This is a genomic window from Serratia sp. AS12, from assembly GCF_000214195.1.
GTDB classification, from domain to species: domain Bacteria; phylum Pseudomonadota; class Gammaproteobacteria; order Enterobacterales; family Enterobacteriaceae; genus Serratia; species Serratia plymuthica.
This window is the reverse complement of the sequence record NC_015566.1, coordinates 4131534-4149216: the sequence shown is the minus strand read 5'-3', so window position 1 is coordinate 4149216 and position 17683 is coordinate 4131534. Positions and strand designations below refer to the sequence as shown.

General features: G+C 55.8%; 18 protein-coding genes. 14 read left to right on the top strand and 4 right to left on the bottom strand.

Annotated features, from left to right (window positions below):
- Window positions 1-101: 101 nt before the first annotated feature.
- A complete protein-coding gene (gene grpE / locus SERAS12_RS19340) occupies window positions 102-674 on the top strand; it encodes a nucleotide exchange factor GrpE (RefSeq protein WP_006318487.1) in 573 nt (190 codons plus the stop codon).
- A 197-nt stretch (window positions 675-871) separates the two neighbouring features.
- On the opposite strand, the gene ung is transcribed toward grpE, so the two are convergent.
- Window positions 872-1555 (bottom strand): uracil-DNA glycosylase, encoded by a 684-nt coding sequence (gene ung / locus SERAS12_RS19335; RefSeq protein WP_013814190.1) that lies wholly within the window; start codon window positions 1553-1555, stop codon window positions 872-874.
- 347 nt (window positions 1556-1902) lie between these two features.
- Here ung and grcA point away from each other — a divergent pair, with 347 nt between their 5' ends.
- The 3 genes from grcA to SERAS12_RS19320 all read left to right on the top strand — a co-directional run bounded on the left by grcA (window position 1903) and on the right by SERAS12_RS19320 (window position 4184).
- Window positions 1903-2286, top strand: coding sequence for an autonomous glycyl radical cofactor GrcA (grcA, locus tag SERAS12_RS19330; RefSeq protein ID WP_013814189.1), 384 nt, complete (start codon window positions 1903-1905; stop codon window positions 2284-2286).
- Window positions 2287-2473: 187 nt separating this feature from the next.
- Complete coding sequence (locus SERAS12_RS19325; RefSeq protein ID WP_013814188.1) at window positions 2474-3436, top strand: DUF2974 domain-containing protein; 963 nt, start codon at window positions 2474-2476, stop codon at window positions 3434-3436.
- Window positions 3429-4184, top strand: coding sequence for an ankyrin repeat domain-containing protein (locus SERAS12_RS19320; RefSeq protein ID WP_013814187.1), 756 nt, complete (start codon window positions 3429-3431; stop codon window positions 4182-4184). The genes SERAS12_RS19325 and SERAS12_RS19320 overlap by 8 nt, the downstream gene beginning before the upstream one ends.
- 59 nt (window positions 4185-4243) lie before the next feature.
- Here SERAS12_RS19320 and srmB read toward each other — a convergent pair whose 3' ends face one another.
- Entirely contained in the window at window positions 4244-5569 is a 1326-nt protein-coding gene (gene srmB, locus SERAS12_RS19315; RefSeq protein ID WP_006327386.1) for an ATP-dependent RNA helicase SrmB, read from the bottom strand.
- 99 nt (window positions 5570-5668) lie between these two features.
- On the opposite strand from srmB, the gene SERAS12_RS19310 reads away from it, so the two are divergent.
- Window positions 5669-6451: a tRNA1(Val) (adenine(37)-N6)-methyltransferase gene (locus SERAS12_RS19310; RefSeq protein ID WP_013814186.1), complete on the top strand. Its 783-nt coding sequence runs from the start codon at window positions 5669-5671 to the stop codon at window positions 6449-6451.
- A 28-nt stretch (window positions 6452-6479) separates the two neighbouring features.
- On the opposite strand, the gene nadB is transcribed toward SERAS12_RS19310, so the two are convergent.
- Window positions 6480-8081, bottom strand: coding sequence for an L-aspartate oxidase (gene nadB / locus SERAS12_RS19305; protein ID WP_174270193.1), 1602 nt, complete (start codon window positions 8079-8081; stop codon window positions 6480-6482).
- A 214-nt stretch (window positions 8082-8295) separates the two neighbouring features.
- On the opposite strand from nadB, the gene rpoE reads away from it, so the two are divergent.
- From rpoE to rseC, 4 genes are read left to right on the top strand one after another with little or no spacing between them, the layout of a single operon-like run.
- Window positions 8296-8871 (top strand): RNA polymerase sigma factor RpoE, encoded by a 576-nt coding sequence (rpoE, locus tag SERAS12_RS19300; RefSeq protein ID WP_004929136.1) that lies wholly within the window; start codon window positions 8296-8298, stop codon window positions 8869-8871.
- Window positions 8872-8901: 30 nt separating this feature from the next.
- A complete protein-coding gene (rseA, locus tag SERAS12_RS19295; RefSeq protein ID WP_013814183.1) occupies window positions 8902-9555 on the top strand; it encodes an anti-sigma-E factor RseA in 654 nt (217 codons plus the stop codon).
- Window positions 9555-10514: a sigma-E factor regulatory protein RseB gene (gene rseB / locus SERAS12_RS19290; protein ID WP_013814182.1), complete on the top strand. Its 960-nt coding sequence runs from the start codon at window positions 9555-9557 to the stop codon at window positions 10512-10514. Before rseA ends, rseB begins: the two co-directional genes overlap by 1 nt.
- Window positions 10511-10987, top strand: coding sequence for a SoxR-reducing system protein RseC (gene rseC, locus SERAS12_RS19285; protein WP_013814181.1), 477 nt, complete (start codon window positions 10511-10513; stop codon window positions 10985-10987). The genes rseB and rseC overlap by 4 nt, the downstream gene beginning before the upstream one ends.
- Here rseC and SERAS12_RS19280 read toward each other — a convergent pair.
- The gene (locus SERAS12_RS19280) at window positions 10984-11823 is read right to left on the bottom strand and encodes a hypothetical protein (protein ID WP_013814180.1); all 840 of its coding nucleotides are present in this window, start codon (window positions 11821-11823) and stop codon (window positions 10984-10986) included. The two genes, rseC and SERAS12_RS19280, sit on opposite strands and share 4 nt — an antisense overlap.
- A 541-nt stretch (window positions 11824-12364) precedes the next feature.
- On the opposite strand from SERAS12_RS19280, the gene lepA reads away from it, so the two are divergent.
- From lepA to recO, 5 genes are all read left to right on the top strand, one after another.
- Window positions 12365-14164 (top strand): translation elongation factor 4, encoded by a 1800-nt coding sequence (lepA, locus tag SERAS12_RS19275; RefSeq protein ID WP_006318464.1) that lies wholly within the window; start codon window positions 12365-12367, stop codon window positions 14162-14164.
- 32 nt (window positions 14165-14196) lie between these two features.
- Window positions 14197-15174, top strand: coding sequence for a signal peptidase I (gene lepB, locus SERAS12_RS19270; RefSeq protein WP_013814179.1), 978 nt, complete (start codon window positions 14197-14199; stop codon window positions 15172-15174).
- 182 nt (window positions 15175-15356) lie between these two features.
- Window positions 15357-16037 carry a ribonuclease III gene (gene rnc / locus SERAS12_RS19265; RefSeq protein WP_004953587.1) on the top strand — a complete coding sequence of 227 codons (681 nt, stop codon included), beginning with the start codon at window positions 15357-15359 and terminating at the stop codon, window positions 16035-16037.
- Window positions 16034-16942, top strand: a complete 909-nt coding sequence (era, locus tag SERAS12_RS19260; protein WP_013814178.1) for a GTPase Era — start codon at window positions 16034-16036, stop codon at window positions 16940-16942. The genes rnc and era overlap by 4 nt, the downstream gene beginning before the upstream one ends.
- An 8-nt stretch (window positions 16943-16950) precedes the next feature.
- Window positions 16951-17682 carry a DNA repair protein RecO gene (gene recO, locus SERAS12_RS19255; RefSeq protein WP_013814177.1) on the top strand — a complete coding sequence of 244 codons (732 nt, stop codon included), beginning with the start codon at window positions 16951-16953 and terminating at the stop codon, window positions 17680-17682.
- Window position 17683: the final 1 nt, after the last annotated feature.

Sequence of the window (17683 nt, the reverse complement as noted above, 5' to 3'; positions counted from 1 at the left end):
CGAGTTTATGCCCCACATTGTGACCGGTTGACTTGAAACCCCGGTTTTGATCCCCATAATAAGCCAAGTTGCGAGATTAATGCTAAAACGCGGAGATATTCATGAGTAGTAAAGAACAGAAGACGCCAAACGAGCAAGTCTCGGAAGAAATGGACCAGCAGGAAGTCTTGCCGGAAGTGGCAGAGGGCGTCGATCTGCGGGATGCGCGCATTGCCGAGCTGGAAGCTCAGTTGGCTGAATCCCAGCAGCATGAACGCGACAGCCTGCTACGCGCCAAAGCGGAAATGGAAAACGTTCGCCGACGTACCGAGCTGGATATCGAGAAAGCGCACAAATTTGCGCTGGAGAAATTTGCTGGCGACTTGCTGCCGGTGATTGATAACCTGGAACGCGCGCTGGATCTGGCGGATAAAAACAATCCAGAACTGACGGCAATGATCGAAGGCATCGAACTGACGCTGAAATCCTTGCAAGACGCAGTGAGCAAGTACGGTATCGAAATCGTTGGCGACATCAACGTGCCGTTCAACCCGGACGTGCACCAGGCGATGAGTCTGATGGAGTCTGCCGATCACCAGCCGAACCACGTAATGATGGTGATGCAGAAAGGCTATACGCTGAATGGCCGCCTGCTGCGCCCGGCGATGGTTGCGGTTTCCAAAGCCAAGGCTTAAGCGGAATTAAGTAAAGAAAAGGCACCTGCGGGTGCCTTTTTTCAGACTGCTGACAAAGCCTGTTATTAGGGAGAGCGTGCCGAAGGGGTCGTAACGGCCTTGGCCGTCGGAGCGCCCCTCGGTGCGCTAGGCCCGAGTATCTCGGGCTCAAAGACCACTTTGTCATCAACCTCTTTTGCGTCTGGGCTCTGTCTGAGTTATGCCTGCGGCAGTTGCGGCAGCCAGTCGATAGGTTTCAGCCCCTGTTGTTCCAGCAGTTGATTGGCCTGCGAGAAATGGCGACAACCGAGGAAGCCGCGGTGGGCCGAGAGCGGCGAAGGATGCGGCGCTTTCAGCACGTGGTGGCGCTTGCTGTCGATAATGTTGCCTTTCTTTTGGGCATGCGAGCCCCACAGCAGAAACACCACGCCTTCGCGGTTGTCATTCAGTGCGGCGATCACTCTATCCGTAAAGGTTTCCCAACCCAGTTTTGCGTGGGAATGCGCCTGGCCGCGTTCAACGGTCAATACCGTGTTCAGCAGCAGCACGCCCTGTTCCGCCCAGCTTTGCAGGCAGCCGTGGCTTGGCCGCTCAAATCCCGGGATATCCGTCGCCAATTCTTTATACATGTTGACCAGCGAAGGGGGCGCCGGCACGCCGGGAAGCACCGAGAAAGAAAGGCCGTGGGCCTGATTCGGGCCGTGATAAGGATCCTGGCCGAGGATCACCACTTTCACGTCCGCCAGTTCGGTATAGCGGAAGGCGTTGAACACGTCTTTTTGTGGTGGATAAATGGTCTTACCGGCCTGGCGTTCAGCGGCAACAAAGGCAAGCGTTTCATGAAAATAGGGTTGCTCTTTTTCCTTGCCGATGACGTCATGCCAGGTGAGGGAGGTAGACATAAACGCTCTCCTTTGTTTTCGTTAACAATTCACTGACCATAGCTTACCGTTTACCTTCACGCAGTGAAACCCGCTTTTGCCTTTACGAGGGCTGCCCCTGTACGCGTATTTTTTAAAATTTACAAAAATAACGGTTCTCGGCGGAATGGGGAAAATTGACGTAAAACAGAAACTTGCCCCTTCACTATGTATGGATAACCCATAAAAATTGATTTTAATCAAAGAATTGCTCCGACTTGACTGGTATACAGAACAATAAGACAACAATGGTTTTACCAAATGGCCGAAACCAACATTGAATTTTCTCGCGAAGTAGAATTTTTTCGTCCTTGTACGGAGGCAACAAAATGATTACTGGTATTCAAATCACTAAAGCGAACGACCAGGCGCTGGTGAACTCTTTCTGGCTGCTGGATGATGAAACGTCAGAAGCCCGCTGCGTTTGCGCTAAAGCCAACTATGTCGAAGATCAGGTTGTGCCGGTCAACGATCTGGGCCAGATCGAGTACCGTGAAGTGCCGCTGGAAATGCAGCCAACCGTGCGTGTAGAGGGTGGCCAACACCTGAACGTGAACGTATTGCGCCGCGAGACGCTGGAAGATGCGGTCAAGCACCCGGAAAAATACCCGCAGCTGACCATTCGCGTGTCCGGTTATGCGGTACGCTTCAACTCGCTGACGTCAGAACAGCAACGTGACGTGATCGCACGTACTTTTACCGCCAGCCTGTAATGACCTGCGCAGTCACTGAGGGAGCTTCGGCTCCCTTTTTTATTGCTCGCCGGCCGGTAAAGTGAATCCGGATCACATTCCTCGCAAAGATAATCGTCTGCATTACAGAACTGCTCCGACCTGCCGATAGCTACTCTGGCACCCGTATCGGGTGCGGCATTGATAAGCCTATCGACAAGGAGTCGGCATGAGTATGTCTTTGAGTTTTACCTCTGCGGTTAACCCTGCGACCATTCAATCCCCTGTAGCGCGTGCGGCACTGCAACCGGTGAGTTCATCGGAGCCCGTTGAATCACCGGCAGCCGGGGCCGCTGCGGCCACGCTTTCACCGAATAACCTGAATACCCGGAACCTGCTGAACGCTCTGGTGAGCGATATGTCGGCTGCCGCGCCGGCCGCGACACCCCTGGGGGTAACGCGCGGCCAGCAGCCACAACAGGGAGATTATACGCTCGCGTTGCTGGCCAAAGACGTTTACAGCCTGAACGGCCAGGGTGTGGAAGGATTCAACCGCCTGAGCGACAGCGCGTTGCTCGGCGCGGGTATTGATCCCGCCAGTTTGCATGATGCGGCGTCGGGTTTTCAGGCCGGTATCTATAGCGACAACCAACAGTATGTCCTGGCCTTTGCCGGCACCAATGATATGCGCGATTGGCTGAGCAATGTGCGGCAGGCGACCGGTTACGATGATGTGCAGTACAATCAGGCTGTCGCGGTAGCTAAAGGCGCCAGGGCGGCGTTTGGTGATGCGCTGGTGATTGCCGGTCATTCTCTCGGCGGTGGGCTGGCGGCAACGGCGGCGCTGGCGACCGGTACTGTAGCGGTCACTTTCAACGCGGCGGGCGTTTCTGACTATACGTTGAACCGTATGGGCATCGATCCGGCGGCGGCTAAGCAGGATGCGCAAGCCGGCGGTATTCGCCGCTACAGCGAACAATACGACATGCTGACCGGAACACAGGAATCCACTTCGCTGATCCCGGATGCCATCGGGCATAAAATTACCCTGGCCAATAACGATACCTTGAGCGGCATTGACGACTGGCGACCGAGTAAACATGTGGATCGCAGCTTGACCGCACATGGCATTGATAAGGTCATCAGTTCGATGGTGGAGCAAAAGCCGTGGGAGATGAAGGCCAATGCCTGAAAGGCGTGGGGTTCGGCAGACGTTGATTATCGCCGTGCTGGCGCTGATAGTGGTCACCGGCTTGCTGATTATGGCTAAGGAACAACAGATGAATCAGTCTATTTCCCCGTTCACCGGGCGCGGCAATCAGGCGTTGGCGCAGGCGGTGATGCGCGGTGATACGCAGGGCATCGTCGAACAGGCAACACGGCCGCGTTTGAGTGAGCAGGGCGATCGCCAGGTCACGCTGCCTCAATGGGCGATTCTCTCGCAGCAACCGCAAAGCCTAAGTTCGCTGCTGGAGATGGGAGCTGATGTCGCCGTGCCGGGGCTGGAGGGGAACAGCGTGCTGCATACCGCCGCAACGGTGCAGGATCCGCAGTATTTGCGGCTGCTGCTGGCGCATGGCGTGCCGGTTAACCTGCGCAATACGATGACCGGCGCGACGCCGCTGTCCGCTGCGGTGCTGGCGGGGCGCGAGGAGCAATTGCGGTTGCTGCTGGCAGCCGGGGCGGATACCACGTTGAGTGACAGGCTGGGGGATGCGCCTTTGCATGTGGCAGCGAAAATCAATGCGCCGCAGTTGGCGTTGATGTTGCTGCAGGCGGGGGCGGACGGTAAAGCCCGTAACCGGCAAGGCCAGACCTTCCAGTTCTATTTCTCACTGACGCCTGCACACCTGCAGAGTGAAGAGATGCGCGATCGTTATCGGCAACTGGATGTCTGGTTAAAATCCCATCACCAGGCGACGCATTACGCACCGCCGTAATGGGGCATAAAAAAACGCCTTCAGGTGAGTGACGGCGTTTTTTATTCACAGCGGCAGCATTACTTCGCGCCGTTGCTCTCAGGCTTGGCCTTTGGCTGGCGACGTTTGCCCACGTTTTTCGCATCGCGATGACGTACTTTCACCTTGGCTTTTTCTTTGTTCTTTTCTTTGTCTTCCGCACGCTTGGCCAGCACCTTCTTCGAAGGTTTGCCGTTGCTCTTTTCGCTCGGCACTTTGGTTGACGGACGCAGTTCATCGATCACACGCGCTTTCAGCGGTTCGTTCAGGTAACGGCCCACTTTGCCCAACAGCAGGTGATCGTGCGCTTCAACCAGCGAAATCGCGGTACCTTTGCGCCCAGCGCGGCCGGTGCGGCCAATGCGGTGCAGATAGGTGTCCGCAGTACGCGGCATGTCGAAGTTGAACACGTGGGTGATATCCAGGATATCCAGACCACGGGCGGCAACGTCGGTGGCGACCAGCACGTTGACGCGGCCGTCCATCATGCGTTTTACCGCTTCGTTGCGCTTGGCCTGCACCATTTCGCCTTCGAGATAGCAGGTGTTGATGCCTGCCTCGCGCAGCCAGGCCGCCAGCTCGTGCACGCGCTCGCGTTTGCGGACGAAGATCACGGATTTCAGCACGTCCGGCTGTTGCAGCAAATGCACCAGAATGGCGGTTTTATGCTGCACGTCGTCGGCACGGTAGTACCACTGCAGGATCTTTTTGCGTTCGCGGCGTGAAGGGTCGGCTTCAATTTCCACTGGCTCCTTCAGAATACGCTCGGCGAATTCGCGGATGGCATCGCCTTCCAGCGTTGCGGAGAACAGCAGGGTCTGGTTGCGCCAGCGGGTTTCGGCGGAAATGGTTTCGATATCCTGCGCGAAGCCCATGTCCAGCATGCGGTCGGCTTCATCGAGGATCAGCGTTTCTACCGCGCGACAGTCGAAGTTTTCTTCTTTGATGTATTGCAGCAGGCGACCGGTGGTGGCGACCACCACATCCTGGTTTTCGCTGAAGACTTCCGCGTGGTTCATATAGGCGACGCCGCCGGTAATGGTGGCGATATCCAGCGAAGTATGGGCAGCCAGCTCACGTGCCTGGTCGGCTACCTGCATCGCCAGTTCGCGCGTCGGGGTGAGGATCAGTACGCGCGGTGGGCCGGACTTCTTGCGTGGAAAGTCCAGCAGATGCTGCAATACCGGCAGCAAAAATGCGGCGGTCTTGCCGGTGCCGGTTGGCGCCGAACCCAATACGTCGCGCCCATCCATCGCAGGTGGGATAGCCTCGGCTTGAATGGCGGTCGGGCGTTCGTAGCCTTTATCGCTCAGGGCTTTTATCAGGCGTTCATCGAGATCGAGTTCGGAAAAATTGGTTGCTGTCATGGTCTACCTCTACTTGGGGCGCCGATTATAGACGGGTTGGCCGCGTTCTTCACCTATTTAAGCGGAAAGCAGCTCTTTTCCCACAAATCAGATTGCCTTATGCTACGCCAGTTTTGTATCCAGGTGGTTATTGTGAGCAATCAATCGAAAGCAAATTTTACCCCGCGTCGCGGCGGTTTTACCTTCAAACAATTTTTTGTTGCTCACGATCGTTGCGCAATGAAAGTGGGTACCGACGGCGTGCTGCTCGGCGCCTGGGCACCGCTGGCGCAGGCGCGGCGGGTGCTGGATATCGGCAGCGGCAGTGGGCTTATTGCGCTGATGCTGGCGCAAAGATCGGCCGATAACGTACTGATCGATGCGGTGGAGTTGGACGAGGCCGCCGCCGAACAAGCGCGTGACAACGTGCTGGAATCCCCGTGGCCGCAGCGCATTCGGGTACATGCGCAGGATATTCACCATTTTGCCCGGCATCATGCGGGTGAGTATGACCTGATCGTCAGCAACCCGCCGTATTTCGAGCCGGCGGTCGCCTGCCGCGATCAGGCGCGCCACAATGCACGCTATACCGAAACCCTGACTCACGATGCCTTGCTGGTCAGCGCTGAGCAACTGATCGCTGAGCGGGGCGCTTTTTGCGTGGTGCTGCCGCATGATATTGGTGAGGCATTTGAAAGTAATGCGCACCGGCGTGGCTGGCATACTGCGCAGCGATTGAACGTCAGCGACCGTGCCGATACGCCGCTGCACCGGGTGTTGTTGGTGCTGACGCGTCAGCCGGCCGAAGAAAAAACAGAGCAAAGCCTGGCGATTAAACAGGCCGACGGCAGTTACACCGATGATTTCCGTCGCCTGATTACCGATTTTTATCTTTTTTACTGACACCGCCAGGGCGCCCCGGCGGTGTCAATCATGGTTGCAGTATGGTCGGCAGCGCTTCTGGCAACATATCCGGATAGTCCAGCGTATAGTGCAGCCCGCGGCTTTCTTTGCGTTCCATGGCGCTGCGGACGATCAGTTCCGCTACCTGCACCAGGTTACGCAACTCCAGCAGATTGTTGGAAATACGGAAGTTGGCGTAGTACTCATCGATTTCGGCCTGCAGCGTATTGATGCGGCGCAGCGCACGCTCCAGCCTTTTGGTGGTGCGCACGATCCCGACATAGTCCCACATAAATAGTCGCAGCTCATGCCAGTTGTGCTGAATCACCACCCGCTCATCCGCATCGTCTACACGGCTTTCATCCCACTGCGGCAACTGTTTAGCCAGCTTGATAAACGGCAGGCGCAGTTTGATGTCCTCTGCCGCCGACCAGCCGTAGACCAGGCATTCCAGCAGCGAGTTGGACGCCATGCGATTGGCGCCGTGCAGGCCGGTGTAACTGACTTCGCCAATGGCGTAAAGCCCGTCCAGATCGGTACGGCCGTGCTGATCGACCATGACGCCGCCGCAGGTGTAATGCGCGGCGGGCACGATAGGGATCGGTTGTTTTGTCAGATCGAAACCCAGCGTCAGCAATTTTTCATGGATCATCGGGAAGTGCTGGGTAATGAATTCAGCCGGTTTATGGCTGATATCCAGATACATGCAATCCGCACCCAGGCGTTTCATTTCGTGGTCGATGGCGCGCGCTACAATATCGCGCGGTGCCAGTTCGCCCCGCGGGTCAAAATCGGGCATAAAGCGGCTGCCGTCCGGCCGTTTCAGATAGGCGCCTTCGCCACGCAGCGCTTCGGTCAGCAGGAAATTGCGCGCCTGCGGGTGGAACAGGCAGGTCGGGTGGAACTGGTTAAATTCAAGGTTGGCGACCCGACAGCCGGCGCGCCAGGCCATGGCGATACCATCCCCGGACGAGATGTCCGGGTTGGTGGTGTACTGATACACCTTGGCTGCCCCGCCGGTGGCCAGCACTACCGTTTTGGCGCGGTAGGTTTCCACCTGCTCCAGCTCGCGGTTCCAGACATAGGCACCGACCACGCGGCGGGTGCCCGGCAGGCCGATTTTGTTCGAAGTAATCAGATCGACCGCGTTACGGCGCTCCATCACGCAAATATTAGGGTGGGTGCTTGCTTTCCCTACCAGGGTGGTCTCTACTTCTTTACCTGTAGCATCGGCGGCATGCAGAATACGGCGGTGGCTGTGCCCCCCCTCACGCGTCAGGTGGTAATGTTCCTCGCCCTGAGCATTGACTTCGGTGTCGAACAATACGCCCTGATCGATAAGCCATTGCACGCAGTGGCGCGCATTGCCGGCGATAAACTCAACGGCGTCCTTGTCACACAGGCCGGCTCCGGCAATCAAAGTGTCATCAACGTGTGAGGCAATACTGTCCGTCTCATCGAAAACCGCGGCGATCCCGCCTTGGGCATAAAATGTGGCGCCTTCGTTGAGCGGCCCCTTGCTGAGTACAGTAACCTTGCAATGCTGCGCCAGGCGCAGAGCCAGTGACAAGCCCGCAGCACCGCTGCCGACGATCAAGACATCGCTAACATGTTCAGATGATGGTTGCATAACGTATGATGTGTGCAGAAGAAGAGTGAAATTCATGTTAGCCTAATTGTCCGGGCAAAAGCCACGGATTGGATGACATCAACAGAAAAAACAATGGCGATACGGAACTTCGTGTTCTGTATGAACTCCAAGCGAGTGCTTGCTCAGGAAAATAATGTATGGCTGGCAGTACAATTTTACGCGTGGAGACGGATTTGGGGAGAATTTACCTCGGATGAGCGAGCAGTTAACGGATCAAGTTCTGGTTGAGCGGGTCCAAAAAGGCGATCAGAAATCGTTTAACTTACTGGTAGTGCGTTACCAGCATAAGGTTGCGAGCCTGGTTTCCCGATATGTACCGCAGGGCGATGTGCCCGATGTGGTGCAGGAGTCGTTTATTAAAGCCTATCGCGCACTGGAATCATTCCGTGGGGATAGCGCTTTCTATACCTGGTTGTATCGAATTGCCGTGAACACGGCAAAGAATTATCTGGTTGCTCAGGGGCGTCGTCCGCCATCCAGCGATGTGGATGCCAACGATGCTGAAAATTACGAAAGTGCGGGAGCACTGAAAGAAATTTCGAACCCTGAGAACTTAATGTTGTCAGAAGAGCTGAGACAGATAGTTTTCCGTACCATTGAGTCTCTCCCCGAGGATCTTCGCATGGCGATTACCCTGCGGGAGCTGGATGGTCTAAGCTACGAAGAGATAGCAGCCATCATGGATTGCCCGGTAGGAACCGTACGTTCGCGTATTTTCCGCGCCAGGGAGGCTATCGATAATAAAGTTCAACCGCTGATTCAACGTTAGCAATGGCGGACACAGGAAGGGTACTTAGGCATGCAGAAAGAAAAGCTTTCCGCTCTGATGGATGGAGAATCGCTCGACACTGAGCTGCTGAGCTCATTGTCAAATGACAGATCGCTTCAACAAACCTGGCAGAGCTATCACCTGATACGTGACACACTACGGGGTGATATCGGACAAGTAATGCATCTCGATATCGCAGATCGTGTTGCTGCTGCACTTGAGAAAGAACCCGCACGTCTGGTTCCTTCAGCAGTACCGGAGTCTCAGCCGCAACCGCACACCTGGCAGAAAATGCCGTTCTGGGACAAAGTGCGTCCCTGGGCCAGCCAGATCACTCAGATTGGCATGGCCGCCTGCGTTTCGCTGGCGGTGATTGTAGGCGTACAGCACTACAATCAACCGGCAGCGCAGTCTGGCGCAGCTGAATCACCGGCGTTCAACACCCTGCCGATCATGGGACAGGCGTCACCGGTTAGCCTCGGCGTACCGGCAGACAGTTTCTCCACCGGCAGCGGGCAACAGCAGCAGGTGCAGGAACAGCGCAAGCGTATTAACGCCATGCTGCAGGATTATGAATTGCAACGCCGTTTGCATTCCGATCAGCTGCAGCTTGAGCAAAGCAACCCACAACAGGCTGCCGTTCAGGTTCCCGGAACCCAGTCTTTAGGAATGCAACAGCAGTAATGAAGCAACTTTGGTTCTCCGTCTGTCTATTGACGGGCAGCCTGCTCTATTCAAGCATCGCCCCGGCGCAGCCCACTGCGTCCGGGGCGTTGTTACAACAGATGAGCAGTGCCAGCCGTTCACTCAATTACGAACTCGCCTATATCAGCATCAGCAAGCAGGGGATTGAGTCGCTGCGTTACCGCCATGCGGTAATCGACAAGCAGCCACTGGGTCAACTTTTGCATATGGATGGGCCGCGCCGTGAAGTATTGCAACGCGGTGAGGGCATCAGCTATTTTGAGCCAGGTCTGGAGCCCTTCACGCTGTCTGGCGATCATATCGTCGATGCGTTGCCGGCTATCGTCTACGCCGATTTTGACCGCCTGGCGAAATATTACGATTTCATCTCTGTCGGCAGCACCCGAATCTCCGATCGTCCCTGCGAGGTGATCCGTGTGGTTGCGCGTGATGGTTCGCGCTACAGCTATATTGTCTGGATGGATGTGGATACCAAGCTGCCGCTGCGGGTGGATTTACTCGATCGCGATGGCGAAACGCTGGAGCAATATCGGGTGATTTCGTTTGTGGTGGGGCCGGAAGTGCAAGGCGTGATGCAGGGGCTGATCAAGGCTAATCTGCCGCCTTTGCTGTCGCTTCCTGCGGTAGATAACGTCAAACTGGGCTGGAGCACTGGCTGGTTGCCGGCCGGCGTGGATGAAGTGGCGCGTAATCGCCGTAAACTGCCGAACGTGACCGAACCTGTCGAGACGCGGCTATACAGCGATGGTCTGTTCAGCTTCTCGGTCAACGTCAGCCCAGCGGGCAGCGGTGCCGGTCAGCAGTATTATCGCCAAGGGCGGCGTACTATTCAGACTGAAGTGCGTAACGGCAACGAGATCACCATCGTTGGCGAACTGCCGCCGGCGACGGCCAAGCGTATCGCTGACAGTATTTCCTTCAAGGTGTCACCACAATGATGAAAGAGTGGGCCACGGTGGTTTCGTGGCAACAGGGCGTGGCGCTGCTGCGCTGCGAACCCAAAGCCGGCTGCGGCAGTTGCAATGCCCGTTCGGGCTGTGGCGCGCGCGCGTTGAACGAACTGGTGCCGGAAACCGAACATCAGTTGCAGGTGCGTATCGAGCAGCCGCTTGAGCCGGGCCAGCGGGTTGAAGTGGGTATCGCCGAGGGCAGCCTGCTGCGTTCGGCTATGCTGGTCTATCTGACGCCTTTGCTGGGTATGATGCTAGGAGGGAGTCTGCTGCAATACTGGCTGGGCACCGATGCCTCTGCGGCGCTCGGCGCGCTGCTTGGCGGTGGCGCGGCCTTTATGTTGGCGCGTAGCCTGGCGCACCGCCTCGGCGAACAGGCGAATTACCAACCTGTCGTTCTGCAAATCGGTTTGCCGCCTGGGGCCATGCGCCTGCAGACGGACAGTGAACCCCTGCGCTAAAACTGCTGCCGCGTCATCGCCGGATTATGATAGGCGGGGATGCGGTTGTAGATCATATGCTCCAGCAGCGCCATAAATAGATCGGCACTGAGCAGCGAAAAATACCCGACCGTAAACAGCGCCTTGCCCTGATTATCCAGCAGGCGGATGATGCCGCGCTGCGTGTTATTCTCCAGCGTGCGGATCTGCTCAATCGGAATACTCTCCTGCGGCGTGATCAGCGCCGTAGCGCTCAGCCGCAGCGTTTGGGGCGTTTGCTTCCTGCGCTTGCCAGGCAGTAAATGGTTCAGCCAGAGGGCACTGCAATTCAGATAGCTAAACGATAGCACTTCACCCTGATAAAGCGCATTCAGCGCCTGTGGTCCACGCAGTTGGATTTGTTGGCTGATAATGACATCGGCCAACCGCCAGGAATGGGACAGATTGCTGAACACTGTGCACCAGGGTTGTTCGGCAGTAGTACGAAATGCCATCACGTTGCACAACCCGCCAAACAAGCGCCCACCGCGAAAACGATAAATATCGCCAATTTTTTCAAAAGGGATAAACCGTTCTTTGTGGCTATGGTCATTAATCACCCGAACGCCGTGCTCATACAGGCGATAAGTCAGCGTTGGCCGCAGGTAGTGGCGCAACGCCAGCAGACTACCGCCGAGTAAAATAGTGGCTGCGCCGGTTTGCAGCAAGGTCAGTACCGCATTTTCATCCATGTTGCTCAGCAGCGGCAGCAACAGCAGCGCCGCACCGACAGTTAACAGCAGCGCTGCCGCTGCCAGAATGCCCCAATTGACCTTGGAAAAATCGTGCCGGCTCAGCATTTGCCCTTTATCGATCATTATGCACCTTCCAATCAACGTACAGAGATATGCTGGTGAACTCCGGTGGGCATGCCGATGTAGTGCCCTGAATAATATTTTGTCGCGGAGTTCTGTCCCATTTCTATAGGAGGCGCCGAAGAGCGTATATGGGTATTTTCCGAAAGCCGGCAGGGAGAAAGGCAATTCTAAGATGTTGATCCCACTATTATTTATTTCTGATTTAGGAAGGGGTTTATTGCGTTATCGGCGGTTATGTATTAGCGCCGAAGATGAAGGTATGCGCAGCACATGATTTCCGTTGATTCGGTGGCGCAAGCAGTGGTTTTTCATTCATCGGCTTTTGTTAACATCTTCTTTCACAACCTGGAGCGCCGTGTAACACTAAAGTGCGCATAATAGAATGCCTTCACTGCACCGATCGCTAGGTTTTCAGTGTTGTGGCATGTAGAATGCTGCGATTCAGGCGGAAGACGGCCGAACCCATTCACTGTCGCTTTAGGTCCATACGGGTTTCTATAGGCGAGTAATTCAGAAATACCAAGGCAGAAAAACTTTTATAATGAAGCATATACGAAATTTCTCCATTATTGCCCATATTGACCACGGTAAGTCGACGCTGTCCGACCGTATTATCCAAATCTGCGGTGGCTTGAGCGAACGCGAAATGGCTGCGCAGGTGCTTGATTCTATGGATCTTGAGCGTGAGCGTGGCATTACCATCAAAGCGCAAAGCGTAACGCTGGACTACAAGGCGACAGACGGTCAAACCTATCAGCTCAACTTTATCGACACCCCAGGGCACGTTGACTTCTCCTACGAAGTTTCTCGTTCACTGGCTGCCTGCGAAGGCGCCCTGCTGGTGGTGGATGCCGGGCAGGGCGTAGAAGCTCAGACGCTGGCCAACTGTTACACCGCGCTGGATATGGATCTGGAAGTGGTGCCGGTACTGAACAAAATTGACCTGCCGGCCGCCGATCCCGATCGCGCCGCACAGGAAATTGAAGACATCGTTGGCATCGACGCTACCGATGCGGTCCGCTGCTCGGCCAAAACCGGCGTTGGCGTGCCAGAGGTTCTCGAACGCCTGGTACGCGACATCCCACCGCCGGAAGGCGATCCTGAAGCGCCGCTGCAGGCATTGATCATCGACTCCTGGTTCGACAACTATCTGGGCGTAGTTTCTCTTGTGCGTGTCAAGAACGGCACGATGCGCAAGGGCGACAAGATCAAGGTGATGAGCACCGGCCAGACTTATAACGCCGATCGCCTCGGGATCTTTACCCCGAAACGCGTCGATCGCGACGTGTTGAACTGCGGCGAAGTAGGTTGGCTGGTTTGCGCCATTAAAGACATCTTGGGCGCGCCGGTGGGCGATACCCTGACGCTGGCTCGTCAACCGGCAGACAAGGCGCTGCCAGGCTTCAAAAAAGTGAAGCCGCAGGTTTACGCAGGCCTGTTCCCGATCAGCTCGGACGATTATGAAGCCTTCCGCGACGCGTTGGGCAAACTGAGCCTGAACGACGCATCCTTGTTCTATGAGCCAGAGAGCTCCACCGCGCTGGGCTTCGGCTTCCGTTGCGGCTTCCTCGGCCTGTTGCACATGGAGATCATCCAGGAGCGTCTGGAGCGTGAATACGATCTGGAACTGATCACCACCGCCCCAACGGTAGTGTATGAAGTTGAAACCACCGGCAAAGAAACCATTTACGTCGACAGCCCATCCAAGCTGCCGCCGCTGAACAATATCATGGAGCTGCGCGAGCCGATCGCCGAGTGTCACATGCTGATGCCGCAGGAATTCCTGGGCAACGTAATCACGCTGTGTATCGAAAAACGCGGTGTACAGACCAACATGGTCTACCACGGCAACCAGGTCGCGCTGACCTACGAAATCCCGATGGCAGAAGTGGTGCTCGACTTCTTCGACCGTTTGAAATCCACCTCTCGCGGTTACGCGTCGCTGGATTACAACTTCAAACGTTTCCAGACGTCTGACATGGTGCGTGTCGACGTGCTGATCAACAACGAGCGCGTGGATGCGCTGGCGTTGATCACCCACCGCGACAACTCGCAGTACCGTGGTCGTGAGCTGGTGGAGAAGATGAAAGAGCTTATTCCGCGTCAGCAATTCGACATCGCGATCCAAGCCGCTATCGGCACTCATATCATCGCGCGTGCCACGGTGAAGCAGTTGCGTAAAAACGTTCTGGCTAAATGCTATGGCGGTGACGTGAGCCGTAAGAAGAAGCTGTTGCAGAAACAGAAGGACGGTAAGAAACGCATGAAGCAGGTCGGTAACGTTGAGTTGCCGCAAGAAGCGTTCCTGGCCATTCTGCACGTGGGCAAAGACAGCAAGTAATCGCGATAAGGTCGCGTAATTAGGGAGTTTGCATGGCGAATATGTTTGCCTTGATCCTGGCCATAGCCACATTGGTTACCGGGATCATATGGGCTTTTGAGCGCTTTAAATGGGCGCCGGCCCGCCGGGAGAAGATTGCGGCGGTGAATGCACAGGCTACGGGCGCCGTAGACGATAAAACGTTGGCGAAAGTGGCGAAGCAGCCAGGTTGGATCGAAACCGGCGCATCGGTTTTCCCGGTATTGCTGCTGGTGTTTGTGGTGCGTTCGTTTATTTACGAACCTTTCCAGATCCCATCAGGTTCAATGATGCCGACGTTGTTGATTGGCGATTTTATTCTGGTGGAGAAATATGCCTATGGCATTAAAGATCCGATTACCCAGACCACGCTAATTGAAACCGGTCATCCGAAGCGCGGCGATATTGCGGTATTTAAATATCCGCTGGATCCGAAGTTGGATTATATCAAACGTGTCGTGGGGCTACCGGGTGACCGGGTGTCTTACGATCCAGTTAATAAACGCGTGACCGTTCAGCCATCCTGTAATAACGGCCAGTCTTGCGATACCGCACTGGCGGTGACATACACCGATGCGCAACCAAGCGATTTTGTACAGATGTTCAGCCGTAGCGGCATGGGCGAAGCCAGCAACGGTTTCTACCAGATCCCCTTGAGCGATAACGTGCCGCAGGGCGGTATCCGCCTGCGCGAGCGCCAGGAAACGCTGGGCACTGTCTCTCACCATATTCTGACCGTGCCGGGCACGCAGGATCAGGTGGGCGCTTACTACCAGCAGCCGGGTAAGCAACTGGCGGAATGGGTTGTGCCGGCGGGGCATTACTTCATGATGGGTGATAACCGCGACAACAGCGCCGACAGCCGTTATTGGGGCTTCGTACCGGAGAAAAATCTGGTGGGTAAAGCCACGGCTATCTGGATGAGTTTTGAAAAGCAGGAAGGTGAATGGCCAACCGGCGTAAGGTTTAGCCGTATCGGTGGAATTCATTAATCGCGAGCTTATAAACGCAGCATTATATTTCCACTCGTTGTAGAATACCTCCTCGAGCGATAAAAAGTTGGCTCCCTGTTGGGAGCCACTGCAAACGAAACAGCTTTGGATTGGCTTTCGGCGAAGCAGGCCTGTTCCGTATGCTGCAAGTTTTTGACGCATTCTTGATCTATTGGTAACTCATGAACCCCATCGTAATAAACAGGCTGCAGCGGAAGCTGGGCTACACTTTTCAACAGCAGGAGCTCTTACTGCAAGCGTTGACTCACCGTAGCGCCAGCAGTAAACACAATGAACGTCTTGAGTTTCTGGGTGACTCTATTCTTAGTTTTGTCATCGCCAATGCGCTCTACCATCGTTTTCCTCGCGTAGACGAGGGCGATATGAGCCGCATGCGTGCCACGCTGGTGCGCGGTAATACGCTGGCAGAGATGGCGCGCGAGTTCGACCTGGGCGAATGTCTGCGTCTCGGGCCGGGTGAGTTGAAAAGTGGTGGATTCCGCCGCGAATCAATCCTGGCGGATACGGTGGAGGCATTAATTGGCGGCGTGTTCCTGGATAGCGATATCCAAAACGTCGAACGACTGATTTTGGACTGGTATCGCAGCCGGTTGGACGAAATCAGCCCCGGTGATAAGCAGAAAGACCCGAAAACCCGCTTGCAGGAGTTTTTACAAGGTCGTCATCTGCCGTTGCCTTCTTATCTGGTGGTGCAGGTTCGCGGTGAGGCGCACGATCAGGAGTTTACTATCCACTGCCAGGTGAGTGGTTTGAGCGAACCTGTAGTGGGTACCGGCTCAAGCCGCCGTAAAGCCGAACAGGCAGCAGCGGAACAAGCGTTGAAAAAGCTGGAGCTTGAATGAGCGAAGAAAAACAATACTGTGGTTTTATTGCGATAGTCGGTCGTCCCAACGTGGGCAAATCCACGTTGCTCAACCAACTGCTGGGGCAAAAAGTCTCCATCACCTCGCGTAAACCGCAGACGACCCGTCACCGTATTATGGGTATCGACACCGATGGCGCCTATCAGGCTATCTACGTCGACACCCCGGGTCTGCATATCGAAGAAAAACGCGCCATCAACCGTTTGATGAATCGCGCGGCCAGCAGCTCAATCGGCGACGTAGAGCTGGTGATCTTCGTAGTCGAAGGCACTAACTGGACTGCCGACGATGAAATGGTGGTCAACAAGCTGCGCAGTCTGAAATGCCCGGTCCTGCTGGCGATCAACAAGGTCGACAACGTTACCGACAAATCCAAGCTGTTGCCGCACATTGCGTTCCTCAGCCAGCAGATGAATTTCCTCGACGTGGTGCCAATTTCTGCCGAAAAAGGCATGAATGTGGACACTATCGCCGCTATCGCGCGCAAGGTGCTGCCGGAAGCGGAACACCACTTCCCGGACGATTACATCACCGACCGCTCTCAGCGCTTTATGGCGTCGGAAATCATCCGCGAAAAGCTGATGCGTTTCCTGGGTGAAGAACTGCCTTACTCGGTTACGGTTGAGATCGAACAGTTTGTGCCGAATGAGCGGGGCGGTTACAACGTGCACGGGCTGATTCTGGTTGAGCGCGAAGGCCAGAAGAAAATGGTCATCGGCAACAAAGGCTCGAAGATCAAAACGATCGGTATCGAAGCTCGCCACGACATGGAACAGATGTTTGAAACCAAAGTGCATCTGGAACTGTGGGTGAAAGTGAAATCGGGCTGGGCGGACGACGAACGTGCGCTGCGTAGCCTGGGCTATACCGACGACCTGAAATAACCTCTCCAATGGACGGCTGGGAGCGCGCTTTCGTCCTGCATGGGCGACCGTACAGTGAAACCAGCCTGATGCTGGACATGTTCACGGAAGGCCATGGGCGGGTGCGCTTGCTGGCAAAAGGCGCGCGCAGCCGCCGCTCCAATCTAAAGGGGTGTCTGCAACCCTTTACTCCCCTGTTAGTGCGCTGGGGCGGCCGTGGCGAAGTGAAAACGCTGCGTAACGCCGAAGCGGTTTCCCTCGGTTTACCCCTTAGCGGCATGATGCTGTACAGCGGCCTGTACGTGAACGAACTGCTGTCGCGGGTGCTGGAGCAGGAAGCCAACTACTCGGTATTATTCTTCGATTACCTGCAATGTTTGCAGGCGCTGGCGGCGGAAGACATTTCCCCGGAGCAGGCGCTGCGCCAGTTCGAATTGGCATTGCTGAATCACCTGGGCTATGGCCTCGATTTCCTGCACTGCGCCGGCAGCGGCCAGCCGGTGGATGACGGTATGACCTACCGTTACCGCGAGGAAAAGGGCTTTATCGCCAGCCTGGTGGTGGACCATTACAGCTTTACCGGCCGCGAGCTGCGTGCGCTGGCAGAGCGTCAGTTCCCCGATGTGCAAACCTTGCGTGCCGCCAAGCGCTTCACCCGCATGGCGCTAAAACCCTATCTGGGCGGCAAACCGCTGAAGAGCCGCGAACTGTTTCGTCAGTTCGTTCGCAAGCAGCCGGATACGCCGGTCGACGACGCCTGAC

Bases quoted from the DNA above. Each gene is read 5' to 3' on its own strand.
- rseA (WP_013814183.1), top strand. From the start codon at position 8,902: ATGCAGAAAGAAAAGCTTTCCGCTCTGATGGATGGAGAATCGCTCGAC.
- grcA (WP_013814189.1), top strand. From the start codon at position 1,903: ATGATTACTGGTATTCAAATCACTAAAGCGAACGACCAGGCGCTGGTG.
- rpoE (WP_004929136.1), top strand. From the start codon at position 8,296: ATGAGCGAGCAGTTAACGGATCAAGTTCTGGTTGAGCGGGTCCAAAAA.
- lepB (WP_013814179.1), top strand. From the start codon at position 14,197: ATGGCGAATATGTTTGCCTTGATCCTGGCCATAGCCACATTGGTTACC.
- recO (WP_013814177.1), top strand. From the start codon at position 16,951: ATGGACGGCTGGGAGCGCGCTTTCGTCCTGCATGGGCGACCGTACAGT.
- srmB (WP_006327386.1), bottom strand. From the start codon at position 5,569: ATGACAGCAACCAATTTTTCCGAACTCGATCTCGATGAACGCCTGATA.
- ung (WP_013814190.1), bottom strand. From the start codon at position 1,555: ATGTCTACCTCCCTCACCTGGCATGACGTCATCGGCAAGGAAAAAGAG.
- nadB (WP_174270193.1), bottom strand. From the start codon at position 8,081: ATGCAACCATCATCTGAACATGTTAGCGATGTCTTGATCGTCGGCAGC.
- rnc (WP_004953587.1), top strand. From the start codon at position 15,357: ATGAACCCCATCGTAATAAACAGGCTGCAGCGGAAGCTGGGCTACACT.
- SERAS12_RS19325 (WP_013814188.1), top strand. From the start codon at position 2,474: ATGAGTATGTCTTTGAGTTTTACCTCTGCGGTTAACCCTGCGACCATT.
- rseC (WP_013814181.1), top strand. From the start codon at position 10,511: ATGATGAAAGAGTGGGCCACGGTGGTTTCGTGGCAACAGGGCGTGGCG.
- rseB (WP_013814182.1), top strand. From the start codon at position 9,555: ATGAAGCAACTTTGGTTCTCCGTCTGTCTATTGACGGGCAGCCTGCTC.
- lepA (WP_006318464.1), top strand. From the start codon at position 12,365: ATGAAGCATATACGAAATTTCTCCATTATTGCCCATATTGACCACGGT.
- SERAS12_RS19310 (WP_013814186.1), top strand. From the start codon at position 5,669: ATGCTACGCCAGTTTTGTATCCAGGTGGTTATTGTGAGCAATCAATCG.
- SERAS12_RS19280 (WP_013814180.1), bottom strand. From the start codon at position 11,823: ATGATCGATAAAGGGCAAATGCTGAGCCGGCACGATTTTTCCAAGGTC.
- SERAS12_RS19320 (WP_013814187.1), top strand. From the start codon at position 3,429: ATGCCTGAAAGGCGTGGGGTTCGGCAGACGTTGATTATCGCCGTGCTG.
- era (WP_013814178.1), top strand. From the start codon at position 16,034: ATGAGCGAAGAAAAACAATACTGTGGTTTTATTGCGATAGTCGGTCGT.
- grpE (WP_006318487.1), top strand. From the start codon at position 102: ATGAGTAGTAAAGAACAGAAGACGCCAAACGAGCAAGTCTCGGAAGAA.